General features: G+C 50.3%; 20 protein-coding genes. 11 read left to right on the top strand and 9 right to left on the bottom strand.

What is annotated here, in order from left to right; all coding sequences use genetic code 11:
- Positions 1-9 precede the first annotated feature (9 nt).
- Positions 10-1,140: a hypothetical protein gene (locus tag HS100_13095; protein MBE7434846.1), complete on the top strand. Its 1,131-nt coding sequence runs from the start codon at positions 10-12 to the stop codon at positions 1,138-1,140.
- Positions 1,140-1,667, top strand: coding sequence for a hypothetical protein (locus HS100_13090; GenBank protein ID MBE7434845.1), 528 nt, complete (start codon positions 1,140-1,142; stop codon positions 1,665-1,667). The genes HS100_13095 and HS100_13090 overlap by 1 nt, the downstream gene beginning before the upstream one ends.
- Positions 1,668-2,044: 377 nt before the next feature.
- On the opposite strand, the gene HS100_13085 is transcribed toward HS100_13090, so the two are convergent.
- The 3 genes from HS100_13085 to HS100_13075 form a co-directional block, all read right to left on the bottom strand.
- Complete coding sequence (locus tag HS100_13085; GenBank protein MBE7434844.1) at positions 2,045-2,569, bottom strand: hypothetical protein; 525 nt, start codon at positions 2,567-2,569, stop codon at positions 2,045-2,047.
- A 345-nt stretch (positions 2,570-2,914) separates the two neighbouring features.
- Positions 2,915-3,886: a hypothetical protein gene (locus HS100_13080; GenBank protein MBE7434843.1), complete on the bottom strand. Its 972-nt coding sequence runs from the start codon at positions 3,884-3,886 to the stop codon at positions 2,915-2,917.
- Between the two features lie 392 nt (positions 3,887-4,278).
- Positions 4,279-4,683: a hypothetical protein gene (locus HS100_13075; GenBank protein ID MBE7434842.1), complete on the bottom strand. Its 405-nt coding sequence runs from the start codon at positions 4,681-4,683 to the stop codon at positions 4,279-4,281.
- A gap of 232 nt (positions 4,684-4,915) precedes the next feature.
- Here HS100_13075 and HS100_13070 point away from each other — a divergent pair, with 232 nt between their 5' ends.
- Entirely contained in the window at positions 4,916-5,581 is a 666-nt protein-coding gene (locus tag HS100_13070; protein MBE7434841.1) for a hypothetical protein, read from the top strand.
- 57 nt (positions 5,582-5,638) lie between these two features.
- On the opposite strand, the gene HS100_13065 is transcribed toward HS100_13070, so the two are convergent.
- Positions 5,639-6,193 (bottom strand): hypothetical protein, encoded by a 555-nt coding sequence (locus HS100_13065; GenBank protein ID MBE7434840.1) that lies wholly within the window; start codon positions 6,191-6,193, stop codon positions 5,639-5,641.
- Between the two features lie 141 nt (positions 6,194-6,334).
- Between HS100_13065 and HS100_13060 the strand changes: the two genes are divergently transcribed.
- Together HS100_13060 and HS100_13055 are read left to right on the top strand one after the other, a co-directional pair.
- Positions 6,335-7,744, top strand: a complete 1,410-nt coding sequence (locus HS100_13060; GenBank protein ID MBE7434839.1) for an amidase — start codon at positions 6,335-6,337, stop codon at positions 7,742-7,744.
- A gap of 246 nt (positions 7,745-7,990) precedes the next feature.
- On the top strand, positions 7,991-8,401 hold the full coding sequence (locus HS100_13055; protein MBE7434838.1) for a Zn-ribbon domain-containing OB-fold protein: 411 nt from the start codon (positions 7,991-7,993) through the stop codon (positions 8,399-8,401).
- Here the strand turns inward: HS100_13055 and HS100_13050 are convergent.
- The 5 genes from HS100_13050 to HS100_13030 all read right to left on the bottom strand — a co-directional run bounded on the left by HS100_13050 (position 8,310) and on the right by HS100_13030 (position 12,807).
- Positions 8,310-9,977 carry a recombinase family protein gene (locus HS100_13050; GenBank protein MBE7434837.1) on the bottom strand — a complete coding sequence of 556 codons (1,668 nt, stop codon included), beginning with the start codon at positions 9,975-9,977 and terminating at the stop codon, positions 8,310-8,312. The genes HS100_13055 and HS100_13050 overlap by 92 nt on opposite strands.
- A 13-nt stretch (positions 9,978-9,990) precedes the next feature.
- Positions 9,991-11,697 carry a recombinase family protein gene (locus HS100_13045; GenBank protein ID MBE7434836.1) on the bottom strand — a complete coding sequence of 569 codons (1,707 nt, stop codon included), beginning with the start codon at positions 11,695-11,697 and terminating at the stop codon, positions 9,991-9,993.
- A gap of 90 nt (positions 11,698-11,787) precedes the next feature.
- Positions 11,788-12,042 (bottom strand): hypothetical protein, encoded by a 255-nt coding sequence (locus HS100_13040; GenBank protein MBE7434835.1) that lies wholly within the window; start codon positions 12,040-12,042, stop codon positions 11,788-11,790.
- A gap of 242 nt (positions 12,043-12,284) precedes the next feature.
- Complete coding sequence (locus tag HS100_13035; GenBank protein MBE7434834.1) at positions 12,285-12,497, bottom strand: helix-turn-helix domain-containing protein; 213 nt, start codon at positions 12,495-12,497, stop codon at positions 12,285-12,287.
- Positions 12,498-12,609: 112 nt separating this feature from the next.
- Positions 12,610-12,807, bottom strand: coding sequence for a hypothetical protein (locus HS100_13030; GenBank protein MBE7434833.1), 198 nt, complete (start codon positions 12,805-12,807; stop codon positions 12,610-12,612).
- Between the two features lie 279 nt (positions 12,808-13,086).
- Between HS100_13030 and HS100_13025 the strand changes: the two genes are divergently transcribed.
- The 6 genes from HS100_13025 (at position 13,087) to HS100_13000 (ending at position 17,918) form a co-directional block, all read left to right on the top strand.
- Complete coding sequence (locus tag HS100_13025; GenBank protein ID MBE7434832.1) at positions 13,087-13,755, top strand: hypothetical protein; 669 nt, start codon at positions 13,087-13,089, stop codon at positions 13,753-13,755.
- Between the two features lie 273 nt (positions 13,756-14,028).
- Positions 14,029-14,244: a hypothetical protein gene (locus tag HS100_13020; protein ID MBE7434831.1), complete on the top strand. Its 216-nt coding sequence runs from the start codon at positions 14,029-14,031 to the stop codon at positions 14,242-14,244.
- Positions 14,245-14,372: 128 nt separating this feature from the next.
- Complete coding sequence (locus tag HS100_13015) at positions 14,373-15,143, top strand: ParA family protein (protein ID MBE7434830.1); 771 nt, start codon at positions 14,373-14,375, stop codon at positions 15,141-15,143.
- Between the two features lie 8 nt (positions 15,144-15,151).
- On the top strand, positions 15,152-15,754 hold the full coding sequence (locus HS100_13010; GenBank protein MBE7434829.1) for a hypothetical protein: 603 nt from the start codon (positions 15,152-15,154) through the stop codon (positions 15,752-15,754).
- Positions 15,754-15,966 carry a hypothetical protein gene (locus tag HS100_13005; protein MBE7434828.1) on the top strand — a complete coding sequence of 71 codons (213 nt, stop codon included), beginning with the start codon at positions 15,754-15,756 and terminating at the stop codon, positions 15,964-15,966. Before HS100_13010 ends, HS100_13005 begins: the two co-directional genes overlap by 1 nt.
- Positions 15,963-17,918, top strand: a complete 1,956-nt coding sequence (locus HS100_13000; protein ID MBE7434827.1) for a hypothetical protein — start codon at positions 15,963-15,965, stop codon at positions 17,916-17,918. The genes HS100_13005 and HS100_13000 overlap by 4 nt, the downstream gene beginning before the upstream one ends.

Raw genomic sequence — 17,918 nt, 5'->3', positions numbered from 1 at the left:
GGATGTAAAATGACAATAGAACAAATAGGTTACCGAAGACTCTACGACTCATTAGGGTGTTCATTGTCAACGGAAGATGAGCTAAACTTCAATACCAAAATTGGAGACCTTGAGGTTGTCGTATATATGGGGGCAAAGCCTAAGCGCGGCATTGTGGTGTATTCCAATATTGGAAAATATATTGTGCCTGGGGAAGAATATTCGCCAGTGATGAATGTGGAATACCAGAAAGATGCGACACTATCCAATTACCCAAGAAAATTTTTCACCGAAATTCAATGCATTAAACAGGTTGATGTGCCACAAGAACTCTCCATTGCCTTCCACGCAGGAGAATCTGGTGCTGATGACAAGATGCTTAAGTTGGGTGAGAAAGAAATTGAGAATTTCAAAGAGACTACAGATCTTATTGCAGGAATAATTGGATTAAGGTTTCATCGTCAGTTTGTTTTGGAGGCGATTAATGAAAATATCTTTGCAGTCAAAAGGAACGACAATTGGGCTACGCAGATAAATGGTCCAGCAGTTGAATTTCTTGAAGAACCAAAACTAAATGCGATTGGCGTTAAAACCTTGCCAAACCTTATTTCGGAATTGGACAAAGCTCCAGTTGAAGCCAGAGAAGTTGGAATATCCATCTTTGGTTGGTTGTTGCGTGCATGGGTCGAGAGAGATGTAATATCGAAATTCACCGCACTGTTCATCCCGCTGGAGATTATACTCACAGGTTATGGGCAAGAAAATGCATCTGATAATGCAAGACTGAAAGAGTATGAAAAGATGCGGGAATTAATTTCTGAACACGCCAAAGATGACTCTGAGATGCTTCTAAAAATATTTGATAGCCTTGTTCAATCTCAGCGTCCCAGTTTGGTTTCTCGCTTTGAGGAACTCGCCAATAAAGCTAAACTTGAAGGATTTGAAAACCATATTGTGGCTTTTAAGCGTTTCAATAGGATTAGAAATAAATTGTTTCACCATGGAGACCCAAAAGTGAAACTTGAGGTTCCAATAAGCGGCGAAAGTTTGGAACAGGAGACTCAACAGCTTGAGGATTTGGTGGAAAGATATGTTTCGTGGAGCTTGTTTAGAGATCAGGTTGTTTATCCAAGTAGATGGAGAAAGGGTCATGGCAGATAATGAGCATTGAAAAAGATGTTAAATCTCAATATGCCAAGTTCTTTACAGAACCTGATTACCCGAATTTCAAATTCTTGGCTGAATACTATTTTGACTTGTCTGCCAAGTTGTTGACAACTGATGTAAAAGCACCAAAGAATTTGCGTTTAATGATTCGAAACATTCAGAAAAGGTTGTTTATCGGAATTGGGACTGAGCTGTTACTAAAAGCAGTGTTTTTATATTGTGGATTTGGAATAAACAAACCAAATTCAGGCTCGCCATCTGTTTACAAGCTTAAATCTGTTGATACAAAAAACTTTGCCGTTGACAACACATTCACTCTTGATTTCTTGATTTCCCAACTATCGAAAGTTTACAAATTTAAAGAACACTCTCGGGTAGTCAAGGGACTAAATGTCGCCAAAGTTTTCAGAAATAAGGAAGGTCATGTCATAACTCTATGGCATCATTTTGATCCCCAAAACTATTCGGATGTTGAATATTCCGTTATATCAATATACAGTGAGATTTTGGCGAAGGTCTAAAGTTTCAAGTTTCTATGGAAAAGAATGAAAAAGGTGTGTTTGACAAAGCGTAAAACGGTCTTGGGGGGAATAGTATCGATGACGGCAGAGAGATGAAAGACGGAGTTGGGATGGGAAGAGGGGAAGGACCGCACCCAGATGAAGACGTTTAATCGGCGTGTCGGTTTGTCCCTCTCCTAAAGGAGAGGGTATGGGGTTGAATCTTTTTCTGTGTGATGATGATGTCGGTTTCAAAAGCAATATTTGATTTGAGAAGGTCTTGGCTCCTCTCCCTTGGGAGAGGCGGGGGTGAGGTCGAACTCAAAACGGTCTCGGGACATCACGTCTGCGAGACCGTTTTTTGATTTGTAATTCAGGCAGGGCAATAGCTTTTACCCCTACTTTTTCTGCGTAAAGTTGACAATCAGCTCATAAGTCCCCAAAGGATCTGGGTCGGGATCCCCTTCGACTTGTTCATTGACGTGCATGACGTACCTGATCGCATGCTCCCCTTCGGGAATTTCCCGCAGTCTGATTCTCCAAACTCGACATTGTTGGTCCTCATAAGAACTATCGGCAATATTGAAAGCAGGCAGGTCCACTCCGTGACCATCGATATACATTTCCCAGGTCCTTGCCTGCCAAATTGCTTCGCGCTGATCTTCGTCTGCTGCACAAATTCCAACACCAATAAATAACTCATCTACTTCAGGAATCGTACATTCTGTTGTAAATACTCCAGGGGTTGCCATATCGGGCAGCTCGCAAAAATCCCAGATCGGGGTTGCATTGGTATGCCCATAGCGTTGAATCCACATCGGACCGATCTTATTACTCGGTCGGATCAGATCCGAAGTCGTACAGGACGCCGCCACAGCGGCAAAAAATAAACCCAGGATCATTCGGACCATGTTTCTTTTCATATAAACCTCCGGTACGACCTTCTTTTGAAATATAGCATACACCAGTTAACGCAGATATCAAAGCCCGTTCCGTTTTGGAATTTTGCATTTTATGAAATATTCATACTACACGGGATGCAGTCCAATAATGGCTACGAACAATGTTCGTTCCTTTACTTAATTGGAACGCTGAGCGATGTTCTGTTACTCGCAAAAGAAAATAGGTCTTGAGATGTACAAATTGCCCCACCCGACCTTCGGTCACCCTCCATAACTCCATTGGATTTGGGGAGGACTCGGGAAGGGGCTTTCAACGAATGAAAAACGATCTCGGGATGTATAGTCTCCGAGACCGTTTTTTTGCAGTCATGGGCAGTCTGGTTGCGTAAATCGCAACACCGAGTTGCTGCCTATTGGGGAGTGGCTATTCGCCGGAACGACACTGCCCCCAACAATATACACCGCATCCTTGAACACAACCGCGCGGGCAAATTTTCGCGCGATGGGCATGGCGGTCACCGATTCCCAGACATTTCTTTCAAGATCCAGCCGCCAGACTTCCTCCATATTTCTTCTCTGTGCCTGCGACTCGCCACCGAAAAGATAGATCCCACCGCAATAATAGACGGCGCCCGCGGTGCCATGCGGCTCGATGGATGGACCGGTTGCATAGGTGTCCGTTTGGGGATCGTAGATATAGACATCGCCGAAATCGGAAAATCCGCTTCTGCCACCGATCACATAGATCTTCCCGTTGACCGCGACCGCCGCCGGACTCCCTTCTGAGCGCGGCAGGGGTGCAAGGTCCCGCCAGGTATCCGTGGCAGGATCATACTCCGAATGATCGTTCAGCGTGGAAACGGAATTCCCCCCGCCGAAAACGTGGATCCTGCCATCCAGCACCACGGCGACATGTCCACCGCGCGGGCTTGGGAGCCGGCTGGCATTGGTCCATTCACGGGATTGCAGGTCATATACTCGAACTTCATCTGTCGGTGAATTGGATATCGCCAAAAAGCCGCCGATAACATACAACTTATTCTCTACAATGGAGGCGGTGGGGGCGTTGAGACCCTCGCCGGGCAGGGTTGCTTCCTTCAGCCATTGGGTGCCATCGAACGATTCGACATCAAGGATGGGTTTGCCGTGGTCGTCAGTCCCTGCCAAAGCGTAGATCGCCGAGTCAGAATGGGTCACGGCATGGGCGGAACGCGCGGTCAACATGGATGGCGCATCACTCCAATCTCCATGAATGGACGGTTTGGCTGTAATAGTCTCTTTGGATAAAGGAGTTTTGGATGGTTGAGGTATTTGTGGGGGGAAGGGCGTATTCGTCATTGGGATGGCCTCCGTTGAAGAAGCAATCGTTGGCAAAGGTTGTCTGGTGCTTGTACAGGAACTTTGCGCGAGCAAAAGAAGGATAAATAAATTTAGCGAACTTGCAAAATAAAATTGAGGTCTCTTCTTATGATTTTTCCGGTGAGTATCCATGCGGCAAATTTATCATTGACGACACGATGAAGCAACCTACCAGAGAAGGGGAGGCGATCATCCTTTGTGAAAGAAAATGATTTGATTTTGGAAGGTCTTGCCCCGCCTCCCTTGAGAGACGCAGGGTGAGGTCGAATGAAAACGGCCTCGGGATATGATGTCCGCGAGACCGTTTTAAATCGAAATCGCATCCTGATTGTCACGATCAACCTGGATGACAATCCTGAAACAAAGGCATGCTAAACCTGCTTTTGCTGTTGGCTCCTGACGATCGTAACACCGGAAATCAAATATCCGTACCCCAGTGCGAACAGGATATGCAGCACCAGCAGGATCCAACCGTTCGCGCGGATTACATCCACCCAGACCATCCCCACCAACGTCAGGATAAAGCCGACAATCGAACTGACCAACAACATGATCGCCATGGTCCTCTCGGCGCGGCTCTCCACCAGGTCCTTCGCCATCCAAATGAACATGCCCGCCAGGAGCAACGCGCTGCCGAGGACACGCGCCACGAAGATGGTTGCCTCGTACGTTTCGGTGCCGAACAACTCGAGGGCGAACTGCGGCATGATAAAGAACATCACACCAAAGACGGCAAGGGCGATCGAATTCATAAGGGATAGAAATCGGTAAGTCATTTTATTCTCCTTTTTATGACGAAATGCATCGATAATTAAATATACAATGTACTGGGATGTCCGCAAAGTAGTTTTGCGTGCCAAACCTTACATTTGCTTTGCATGCGAGCCAAATCCACATCACCCATTTGGGCTAGTGCCTGTTTTTGTTTCCCCATAACGGAATTAATTGGCGGTATCGCGTCGGCGCGATTACAATTAAGACCACCCTATCACGCCACTGGAGACCTCCATGTTCAAATCCAAACGCAGAAATATCGTCACCCCGCAGTCGGAACATCTTAAACTGGTCGGCACGCTGGCAATGCTCTGGGGCAATGACCTCTTCGATTCTCCGCCCATCGAGCGGGATTCAATGATCATGGGCATGGGCTTGCACGACAGAGGTTACGGCTATCTCGACAATTCCCCCATCGGCTCCATACCCGACGAGGAGTGGGATGTGATCGCCCGGCGCGGTTTCGCCATGGAATGCTCCGACATCGTTGCGGATACCATCGTCAAATACCATTTTCGGCGGCTGGCAGGTCACGGCACGTCCGAGATCCGTAAAAAATTACACGCCGATTTCACGGACGGGATCGACGCGCAATTGAAGAAACACAATCTCTCCCGCCTCCTCTTCGACCGGATGGACCGCATCACCGACCTGTTGGATACTCTCTCGTTTCAATTCTGCTTCGATGTGCCCGCCTCGGGCAGGATGCCGGTATTTCCGCGCAACGGCGAAAATGGAGAAGTGACTATTGAATACCATGTGGAGGACGGCGAGATCAACGTTTCGCCGTGGCCCTTCTCTGTGGATGAGCACCGCGGCTACCTCGTCGCCTATTACATGGACGATTACCCGGAAAGACTCGATCCCTTCATACTTTCTTACCGGTTGAAGAGAGGATAAAACCACAAGCCCCGGCACCTTTCGCCGCCGAGGCATCTTCAAAATCACATATCTATTTCAAGGCAATATTTCAATTGGATGCGTCTCTTCAAATTCGCCTACTTGGATATAGATAGATCCCATGCCTTCGTGAGTGTTGCGATTGATATTCCAAACCCAGGTGCATCGATGTAAACTGTCTGGGCTGGCAACCCCCAACCCTTCCGCTTTGCTCTCATTCCCATCAGGGGTTGAAAATTTTATAAAACACAAAGCTCCCTCCCAGGCTTGGACAATGATCCTTACATCGTTGCCCGCGTTGATTTGTTCCGGACGCTCGATGAAGGTGAGAGGTCCGGGCGTGTACAACGGAGTGGGTGTCGCTGTGGGTTCGGGAGTCATGGTTGGCGCTGCCGTAGTGACGACGGGAGGTATGGGCGTGGGGCTGACCTTCAACCCAATGTCGATCCAGCCATTTACAATGGCGACGATCGCCGCCAGGATCGCAAAAATCCCCGAAACAATACCGACGGTCGCAGGCAGTGAGTTGGTCGAATTGTTTTTATCCGTTTTTTTTCCTTTGGCAGGATTTTGTTTTTTCTGTTGAGATCTGATTTGATCGTTATGTGCCATGGGTCCCTCGAATGTCAATTTCATCCTAGCAAATTCGCGCGTCAAAGTCAACGAGGTCAAATAATTGGAGATAGTGGATGAAGCTACTCGGGATATCAAGGAGTAAAATCCATCATTCATTTTTAAAACTGGACCAATTTCATGACAACCGATCTCTGCTTCCTTCCCGCCGTCGACCTTGCGCGTATGCTGCGAAATAAAGAAATCTCCGCGCGCGAAGCCCTCTCCGCACATCTGGCGCAGATCGAGAGTGTTAATCCGAAGGTCAACGCGATCGTCACGCTGACAATTGAACAGGCGTTGAAAGAAGCAGACAGCGCTGACGCCGCGATCATGCGAGGCGAAACCCCCGGCATTTTGCACGGTTTGCCGACCGCGCATAAAGATCTGCAGCTCACGCGCGGCATCCGCACTACGTTCGGTTCGCCTATCTACAAGGATTTCATTCCCGATAGCGACTCGCTTGTCGTCGAACGAATCAAAAGGGCAGGCGCGATTTCGGTCGGCAAAACAAACGTCCCTGAGTTTGGAGCCGGGTCGCAAACTTTCAATCCCGTTTTCGGCGCGACGCGCAATCCATTTGATCCAGGCAAAACCTGCGGAGGAAGCAGTGGCGGCGCGGCAGCGGCTCTGGCATGCGGCTTGATCCCCATCGTCGATGGAAGCGACATGGGCGGCTCGCTTCGGAACCCGGCAAATTTTTGCAACGTCGTCGGACTGAGACCCTCGCCCGGGCGGGTCCCTTCTTATCCATCGGAGATGGGATGGTTCACATTGTCTGTGGATGGACCGATGGCTCGTACGGTTTCCGATGTGGCGCTGCTCCTCTCGGCTCTCGCCGGACCTTCGACTCTTTCGCCCATCTCATTGCTTGACCCCGGCTCGAAGTTTTCCCTGCCATTGGAACGCGATTTCAAAAAGACGCGCATTGCTTGGATCAATCTGGGTTTGCCGTATGAGCGCGAAGTGCTGGCGGTCGTGAATTCAGCCCGTCCCGTATTCGAGGCGCTGGGCTGCATCGTCGAAGAATCGGAACCCGATTTTTCCGGCGCCGATGAAATTTTCAAAGCCTGGCGCGCCTGGAGCTTCGAAGCGGGTCTAGAGACAGAATACCGGGAACACATGGATATATTGAAAGACACCGTGATCTGGAATATCGAACAAGGCAAATCCCTTACCGGTCCTTATCTCGCCCGAGTGGAAATAAACCGAACGCGGTTATTTCATCGCCTGCGCGAGTTTATGGAAAAATACGAATTTTTGGTCCTGCCGGTCAGTCAAGTCCTGCCGTTCGATGTCGTGAAACCTTATCCTGAAATAATCAATGACGAAGAAATGCATACCTATATTGATTGGATGAAATCCTGTTATTTCATTTCCACGGTGGGAAACCCGGCAATTTCAGTCCCGGGTGGATTCTCAACATCGGGCTTGCCCGTTGGATTGCAGATCGTAGGGAGGCACCAGGATGATTTGGGAGTCCTGCAACTGGCGTATGCCTTCGAGCAAGCGACACAACATTGGAAGCGTCGCCCGGCATCTGTCTTATAAAAATGACTGCGATCGACAAATATTTCCCGGTCCCTTTCCCTACGTCAAGAGTTAATCGACAATCTGACTACGCGCACTACCCGGCTTGCCATTTACAAAGGTGAGAGTTGGGCAACAGTTTCAGCCGTAAATGAAAGGATTTCCAGACAAGACAAGTCCATTTCGGGAATATTTTGAAAGTCAATCCTGATAGTCTTTGAGAGTCGCGCTGGATAGAATAGAGTTCGAGAAAGGAACAACAAGAACATGGAAATCCCCCGACATTGGCGCCTCAAAAAACAGCGATATGGACTCGTTGGAGAGGTTTGTCCGCACTGCGATCACAAGATCTTCCCCCCACGCGATGTCTGCCCGAACTGCGGCGACGAAGCAAAGGACTTATATTCTTTTAGCGGTAAAGGTGAAGTGTATTCCTTCACGACCATTTACGAAGCTCCTGCCGGTTACGAATCGCAGGCTCCCTACACCGTGGCGCTTATCAAATTGGATGAAGGACCCATGCTCACAGCTCAATTGACCGATGTGGATAATTCCGAAGTCCAGATCGGCATGCCCGTCGAAATGGTCACCCGCAAGATGAGGAACGACGGCGATGAGCGCGGGTTGATCGTATACGGGTATAAGTTCCGACCTCAAAATTTTGTACCCCAGCAGTAGAGCCTCCGGACTCAGCATCTTTTCGTAGAATATCGAGAAGATTCAGTCGGATCTGTACAAAAAGATTTCGGTCTATATCGATATCAACACGCTCAACTAAAGTATCAACAACCCGTTTCTTAAGCACAAAAATATCATGTTGCTCCTCAGGCGTCTGGGGAGCAACAAGTTTTAACTCCTCAACGCCGGCTCTCAGGTCAGCCAAGAATTCGACCACATTCTCCTCCCAATTATTCAAGGCATTAATATTGATGGTTTCTCCAAGCGTGGCAAGTTCCTGCTTAAGAGTTACCTCCTGAAAGGTAAGCTGGCTCAGCTGATATTCCATGTCATTGGTGGTAAAAGCACCTTTGCGTGCCTGGGTAATAACCCATTGCCGCTCTGTCAGTACCGCTTCCAACTGATTCTCAATTCTTATCCGATCCTGCTCCAATGTGCCCTGGCTTTCCCTGATTTGATTAACTATCTGTCGCGCCTGACCGAGCAGGTAATCAGGTTTGTCCATCGCAGCACAAACCTTTTGCCAGACAATATCCTCCGCCTTTTTAGCCCCTATGTGCCGCGGGCAATTTGGTGAAACCTGGTCCTTATGTGATTGTCCACAATAATAGACTCGAACGGGTGTTTTTCGCCTGATCAACTCACCCTTTCTATTCCTCTTGGACTTGTTGGTTCTTGCACCCCACTTGTAATTGCAATCACAAAAAAGCTTACCGCCGATCAGGTAATCATATTTGATGCTTCTAATCGGATGTGTCTTTTTGCTCTCCCGTACACGAAGATACCTTTCATACGTTACTGTATCAATAATGGGTTGAACCGGGATCTGGAAGGATTCACCCTTGCGAGTTTGAATCTTAATGCCATAGGCATATTCCTTGGCGGCAATCAATACTGCCTGAATACTTGACCTTGCCCATTGCATTCTCCTTGGGATGCTGCTGCCCTTTTGAGGCGCGTTCGCCGCAATCAACCGCTTGCGAATTTCCAAAATCGGCACTCCCTCCACATACCAGGCAAAGATCTGCCTGACCCAAAACGCTTCATCCTCAACCACTTCGATGGCATCCCCAACCCGCATATAGCCGTAGCGGTCCTGCCCGGTATTTGCCTTGCCTGATTTAAGACGGGCTTTTACACCCATCGTCATGCGTTCCTTCATCCCATCCAGCTCCATTTGTGCAACCCACGCACGAAGCGGAGCAATCTTGGGATCAAAAGTTTCCCTGGCAAGCATGATCTGTATCTTGTGTTCCTGAATGGTCTCCAACACCAGAAGCATGGAACGCATACCCCGGTAAAGACGATCTTCACGCCATGCAAGAATGATGTCAAATTCACCCTTGGATGCGTCTCTAAGCATGGACAACAACCCGGGGCGGTCGGATCGCGTGCCGGATGGCTCCACCAATTTATTCCGGACACGATATTTTTCAATATCCCGATACACTCCGACTATCTTCAATCCCTGATCAGCAGCCAATTTCCGACAATCCGCTTCCTGCTCCGCCGGACTTGATTTCTCACCTTGATGTTCAGAAGATGTGCGAACATAAATCACTGCACGTGGTTTCATTGTTATCTCCAGATTACATGCCCTGCATGATCCAATTGGCGCTCACCCGGATATGACCTATCAGCGATTTGAATCCTGTTGTTCTACTGGAAGGATTTGATCGATTTCCAGTTCCGCCCGTCGGCCACTGTCCACCATTGCTGGAACTGCCGCCATTGCCGGTTGTATTCTCCAAAATGCCCAGCAGATGCAGGCGAATCGTCACGGTGAACTGGTGATCCCGGTCAACGGAAACTTTTTCCACAAGGGTTTCAATAATCTGGCGTTTCAACTCAACGACTCTTCGCTGTTCAGCGGGAGCTTCAGGCATGCGATGCAATGCCTGAATGCCCTCCTTCAAATCAGCAAGATATTGCTGAACCTTTCCCTCCCAATCAACCAGCAATTGAGCATCAACCGCATCCTGGATGGCATTCAGTTGCTTCTTTAGGTCCACCTCTCTTATGGACATATCCATCAAATGTTGATCCATGTCAGCCTCGGAGATAACCCCCTTCCTCGCCTGGGTGATCACCCATTGCCGGCCCACGACCAGGTTGTCCAATTCCTTCTCAATGAGTTCCTTGTCGTTCCCGCTTATCAGCGCATCCGTTTTCAACTCATCGACCAGAATCTTCGCCTGTTCCAGGAGAAGTTCGGGGTGATTGATGGCATTACAAACCTGCCGCCAGACATTTCGATCCGCCTCCGCATTTTTTACGTAACGCGGACAATCAGGGGATATAAGTTCGTCGTGCTTGCAAACACAGGTGTAATTGCCCCGAATCCTGCCGACTTCCCATTCGCCATCCCATTGATCGCGGGATGATTTCGAGATGCGAATTCCCATCTTGTAACCGCATGGACAGTAAAGCAAACCCCGGATCAGAAAATCAATTTTTGGAACCTGTTGCGCCGGATGGATATAACTCTCCCTCAACTCCATGAATTTTCGATAGGTATCCATATCCAGAATGGGGATAAGCTTCATTTGAAATTGTTCCCCTTCCCGACTCTGGGTTTTGACGCCCCTGGCATAGTCGCCGGCTCCGTGCAGAATTCCCTTAAGGCTGTTGAAAGACCACGGGATTCGACGAATAGCCGTCGTATCCTTTTGAGGGGCATTTGCCGCGATCAAGCGTCTGCGCATCTCGCGCATCGAAACGCCGGCGATATACCAGGCAAATATCTGCTGGACCCATTTCGCCTCCTCCGGAACCACTTCGATCTGTTCCCCCACACGGCGATAGCCATACCGATCCTGACCCGAATTCGCCTTGCCAGCCTTGAGACGCGCCTTCACCCCCATCGTCATGCGTTCCTTGATATTCTCCAGTTCCACCTGGGCGAGCCAGGCTTTCAAGGGAGCCGTTGCCGGATCAAAGGTTTCCAGCGCCAGCATGATGGTCAGGTTGTGCTGTTGGATCGTTTCAAGGATCAACAGCATTGCCCGCATGCCGCGATAAAGCCTGTCCTCCCGCCATGCGAGAATGACATCGAACTGATCGTCAGCGGCATCGCGAAGCATTGCCAGCATCGCAGGGCGGTCATAGCGTGTCCCAGAGGGTTCCACCCATTTGTTTTTGACACGATACCGTTCGATATCGCGATATACATTGACAACCACCAGCCCCTGTTGTGCGGCAAACTTCCGGCAATCCGATTCCTGTTCGGCAGGGCTGCATTTTTCGCCCTGTTGTTCGGATGATGTGCGGACATAAATCACTGCTCTTTTACCCATAGAAAACTCCAAAAAGTTTTGTTATTTGTTTTGTTTCGATACCTGAAGGGATCATGGCTGGCTGGATCCCTTTAGGTCATTCCTGAACTGCTATAGTTGCAACTTGACCAATGCCTCCCGGAAAAGCTGGTCGCCCAACACCTGGGCCTGCTCCTCCCGGGTCAACCCCAATCTGGCAGTGACATCAAAAAGAAGCAGCCCAACCGAGGCGGGAACATTGATCAGGCTGTCCCCTTCCGCAGCCTGCTCCCATTCCTGGCGCAGCACGGAGAGATTTGCGAGAGTTGACGCCCGGTCTGGCATGACCACCCGGGCGGCTTTACGAGTCAAAAATTGAACATCCATAGGTTGTCTCCTTGTTTGGGCGTTTCACTTCCCCCAGCCGGAAAGCAAAACGCCCCGATGGAATCCCACCAGGGCGTTTGCAGAGGCTATAATACGAATAGCCCGCCTACCGCTGATATCGGTGGGTTGGGTCAGGGCGTGTATCGTGTTCCAGCACTTTACGCGCCCGTTATTCGGTGCAAATACATTTTACCAGTAAAATGTATTTTTAACAAGCAAACAACGGGTCGTGTAAAAAGGATTTATTTTTTGATCACTTTGGGACCATGCCGCCTATCGTCGGATTTTTCCGCAGTTTTCAGATAGGACAGCAGGGACTTTTTGCTGATTGCCCAGACCGGACCAAATTTATGGGCAACCACCTTCCCCGCTCGAACAATGATGCGCAGATATTCGGCATGATAACCGCTCACTTTCGCCGCCTGTTGGATTGTCAGCCATTCGTCATCAGTCATTATTTGCGCTCCAACAGGGAATTATACCTGTCGTTCACAGCGAGGGATACGCCCAGTGTATTAAATTTTCAATTGAGAAAAGCCATGCAAAGTCTCCAATCATTACCATTCGCTATTCATCGCGGTGTAAAACAGCCTTCTTCTTTTTTCGTGGTTGACGAACCTGTTGATCCGGTTTTGGATCCATCGGTTCCGTCTTTTCATCCGCAGCCTGCCGGCGCAATCGAACTTTTCGACCATACTCTGCGATTGCCCTGAACATCAGTCGCAGGGCAATGCGATCTGCATCCAGTGGAGGAGTGTTTTCCAAGATCAGTCCTCCTGCATATTAATTTTCATTTTCATCATCACATTACTTCCTCTTCATTCAATGTTGTACTTCCCCACTGTTTTACAAGGCGAGAGTCAAGTTTGAGTCCAGTATGTTTGATAATTTGATTATGAAAATTCAGATCCACTGTCCAAATCAAATGCGATTAACCATCGGAGCATTTATTTCCTATAAATAATGTCCTATTTATCGAATTTCAAAAATGTAAACAATTTTTATCTTCTTTGTGAAATTTATCTCAGGTAGAATCTTCGACCCATGAAACTTTATTCCTTGATTCGAGCCAATAAATATGGTTCACCCAAAAAAATGATCCTGATTGTCCTGCTCAAGATTGCCCTCATAGGTATCTTGCTGCACCTCACCTGGTCCTATGACAACCTCGAAACCGGGCTGGGCACCGCAATGGCGCAAGTCGCCATCATGTATCATGTGGTCCTGCTGATGATATTGGTCACGGTTGGAGTTGGTCTCGGTCTTTGGATCGACCAGTTGATCCGTTTGAAGAAATCCATCTTCCATCATCCGCAAAAAGGAAGCTGGACCGAGGCGTTCATGAATCTGTGGGGCTATGAATTGAAGGAAAAGGAAGTGGTGCAAATCCAAACCACTCCCCCTGAACCACAGATGATCGAACCCTTTGACCTCTTCAACATGCCGGCTCGACGCGGTCGCAAACCCACTTTTCCCCTGGAGCGCTGGCTCCCCATTGCCATGAAGTGGGAAAATCGCGACCCGATGCGCGATGCCTTCACGCTTGGGGAATTGATCGCCGAGCATCTGGGAACCAATTCAGACGGCTCCCCGATTGTCTCCGAACAAACCTACTACAGTGTCTGGCGGCAGCGCGCGATTGATGAAATCCGCCGCCGGGCAAAGGCGAAAAAGTCCGCCCGCATACAGGAGCGCGAAAAAGAAATCGCGTAAGCAAGGCAACTGCAAGTTCAATTCAGGGAGGAAGCAAACTGGAACCCATACGTCAGGATATTTCCTGAAAAGCGTTTCCAATCATTTTGGATTCAAATTTTCCAAAACAATACAACCAGTCACATTGGCGATTCACGCCACTCAACCATTTAATTTTTGCATTTATGAATTTCCGTAGAATTCCCATAAATCAAACTGGGTAATTCCTTGACTCACGCCTGATAAAAGAGCCGTCACTGTACGGCTCTTTTATTTTTTTCACACGAGGTGAACATGGCGAAAGTCATCATCCATTTGCGGGATTACGAACTGACCGCGCTGAACGATCTGGCGCAGCGTGAGTACCGCGCTCCCAAGGCTCAGGCAGCCTTGATCATCCGCAGGGAACTGCAAAAGCTGGGCATGATCCCGGTCGAAACACCCATTCCAACCCAATCCGACATCCACCCTGTGGATGAACCAAACCAGTTGGAAATGAAAGGAGGGTAAATCATGATTGCAGGAATTCTTTCCGGTGTGGCAACCTGCTTCGGCCCTATCGCAGTGGGGCTGATCATCGTTCTGCTGGTGATCGCGTTTCTCCGCTAATCCATAACCCATTCGAGGAAATCCATCTTATGTCCACCAAAGTTATTTGCATTGCCAATCAAAAGGGCGGGGTCGGCAAAACCACCACCGCCGTTTCCCTTGCCCACGGTCTTTCCCAAAAGGGCCGGCGCGTTCTGCTGATCGATCTGGACCCACAGGGACAATCCGCCACCGCCCTGGGACGCAACCCCGAGCCCGGCGCGTTTTATCTGCTCACAATGGGAAGCACCCCCCAGGAGACCACCTTTGTGCAGTCGTGGGTGCGTTTTTCCGGACGGGAGGGATTGTATTTATTACCGGGTGACCAGCAGACAATGGCAGCCCAGACCGTGCTCAACGCGCAGGATAAACCCATCTCCGCCATCCGCCAATCGATCCAACGCTTCTTCAAGGATGGACTTCATTACATCCTCTTCGATACGGCGCCCAGTGTGGGCGGTATCCAGGAACGTGCGGTCTGGGCCTCTGACCTGGTGATCGTGCCAACTGCCACCGAGTTCCTTTCTGCAGACGGCGTCTCGAAGGTGCTGCTCATGATGAGTGTGCTTCAGGAAAAGAAAAACTGGCGCGGAAATCTATTGGGCATCCTGCCGACCTTCTTCGACGAACAAACCCGCGAGAGCAAAGCCACAATGGAAACCCTAATGGAACGGTTTGATACGAGTGTCCTGCCGCCCATCCATCGCTCCACACTGCTCAGAGAATGCGCCGCCGAAGGCAAGACGATCTTTGAAATGGACGAACTATGTCGCGCCGCGAAGCAGTATCAGGCGCTGACCCAGCATGTGATGAAGTTCTAGGAGTGGATATGACCGGAAGACGCGACCCCTTTGACAAGACCGAAACACCCAACCCCGTTCAACCACCCAGCCTCTATGACTCGCTGCGTGTGGCAGCGCCGCGCAAGCGCAACCGTCAGTGGGAAAAACAGCAACAGAGCCGCAAGGTGGTCTATCGCGGCATCGATCCCAAACTGGCATTGAAAGTCAAGGCAATAGCCGACGACCTGCTGGTTCCCTCAGGTGAGGTGGCGTGTGTGGTGCTCGACTACGCCCTGCGTTCCTATGAACGCGGGGATTTCGATCTCCATCCCCGACCCAATCCGGAACGCATGCGCATGACTCTCTTCCCACGAAGCGACTCCTCACATTCGTTCAACAGACCTCAACGTACTGCCAAACATAAACGACCGGAGGCCTTGTGGAAGGTCATCACCACCTGGCGCGGCTTCCCGCCCGAACTCAAACAGGAACTGGCGGCGCTGGCCTCCGAGGATGGCTTGCATGTACCCATCGGGGAATTGATCACAGCCCTGCTGCGCTTTGGTCTGAAAGCCTATGAAACAGGATTGTTGAGGCTGGAACCCAAACCGAAATCCACCACATTCACTTTAGCGCACAAAGGCAAATGATGAAGTTCCACCAAAAAAAACTTTTTCAATGGAATGAGATGAGGGACGCAGGCGGCATGGACAACGTGCCGCCTGCATCCTGTCCACGCGCCGCCCACACATCCGCCTGCACTGCCGCCTACGTCGAACGCTCAGGAAGGGCTGAGGCGAAAGAAATCCACCATGAACGGTCTGGGAGACCCAGGCTTGTTTTACGGGGATGTTCGGCATGAGCGATCTTCAACAAGCCTGGAGTTCCGTGCTGGCTCAATTGCAGTTGGACATGCCGCGCGCCTCGTATGAAACCTGGGTGCTCGGCACGCAAGCCCTGGAATTGAAAAACGATGTGCTGCTTGTTTCCACACGCAATGCCTATGCCCGTGACTGGTTGGAGTCGCGTCTGACCAGCACAGTCCAACGATTGCTGGTTGGGATTTTGAATCGTTCCGTCTCTGTGAAGTTCGTTGTTGGCGATGAGTCACAGGAAGAGATGGAGATGGAAACCGAAGCGGATGAGATGGAAGAATCGGAATTAAACATCGAGCCTGTGCAGTGGCTGGATTACGACCGCATCGTCCAGCCGCACAAGCAGGTCGTGGTGAAAGGCTATCTGCGAAGACTGGGGATGGAGATCGGACCGAAGGCGGTCTGGTTGTATGTTGGCTTCCATCAAGCGGCATGGCGGGTGCAGGATCAGAATGGTCCATCTGGAAAGCCGCTATACAGCCGTGAGGTGATGCGTTTCAGCGCCATGAGCAACGGTGCCTTCTGGCGATTGTTGAAACACGCCGGCATTCAAGCACACCTGACCGGACTCGTGCAACGGGTCGATTCACAGGATGCGCGCCGCTTCCGGCGTGGACGGGACGGACGCCCGCATCGCGCACCGATCCGTTACCAGGTCTGCATGACCCCGCGCCTGACACGCGCTGACGCCACGGCGGTGCATCTGCGATTGAAAGCCTTGATCGAAAAACACAGTTCCACCACCAGCGCCTTACAGGAAATGCTGGCAGTCGAAGATGTCATGGAACTCCTCGATCCGTTGGACGTGAAGTTATCCCATCCCCCATTGAACACGGTGATGGATATGGTGAAGCTGGAAACAGGTGAAAAGTTTTCAGGTGAAAACTTTTCACCTGAAATCGAGCGTCTGGCGCAGGAACTGCATCGCAGGATCATCAACTGCCTCGGTGACATCCACATCCCGCACTACTTCATCACGGAAACCATCCACCGCTACAACCTGACGCCCGCGCAGGCCTGGTTGATCACGGTCGCGCGCGATATGGCATTCATCAATGCCCGCACCGGCGAACGCCGGGATGTGGTGACGTTCAAACGCGGGTATCAGGAGATGGCGGAGTTGATCGGCTCCACCCGTTACAAGACCGTGCAAGCCTGGCTCCATCTGCATTGGACTTCGCAACAACGCGGGGGCAACCTCTCCCGCTTTCTGCAGGAAATCGACCTGCCTGATTCAAAGACCTACGCCGACCTGCGCGTGGAGTCGATGTCGCGTGCCTTTCGGGTATTGCTGGACGAACCGCTGGACGCAGATGGGAGGAATAAGGTGGACGCAAATGGGAGTCATATGGCAGACGCAGATGGGAGTAATAGCTGGACGCAAATGGGAGCATTAGCAGACGCAAATGGGAGTCATATGGTGGACGCAAATGGGAGTGATTTAAACTCTTTTAAACACCCCTTAAACACCGACAAGAAAAACACTTCCACCACCCAGCACGCCTGCGGCGAAAAAAATCCGGCGGAGGCGGTCGCTCCTGATTTTTGGGAACTCGAAGCTCTTCTGCAACAGAATGATGTGCATCCCAAAGTCCAAAAGGAACTGCTCGAAGTTCAAGCCTCCGTGCATGCCTTTGTCTCGTGGGTGCTGTATGTCGCCAGCCCGCAAAGTGGGAATCTTTCCGATCCCCTGGGCTATGCCATCAGCCGATTGCGCGAGCATCCCCTGCGTGAAGCGCGCGGAGTCTTTCGCCAATTCGCCGACCTGACACCGAAGGAGTTGCTGGCGTTGATCGACTCCACCCCCACGGGGGGCTATGAACTGCCCACAAAAATTGAACATCCCCTCGCGCACGCCTGGAAAAAGGCGATGGGTTCCAACAATCCAAGGCTCCCCATTGTGCGCGAAATCCTCTTTGGCGAAGGAGCCAGTGAATAA

The sequence above is a fragment of the Anaerolineales bacterium genome, from assembly GCA_015075725.1.
GTDB lineage: Bacteria > Chloroflexota > Anaerolineae > Anaerolineales > Villigracilaceae > Villigracilis.
The sequence above is the reverse complement of the archived record's forward strand: the minus strand, read 5'-3'. Positions and strand labels throughout refer to the sequence as shown.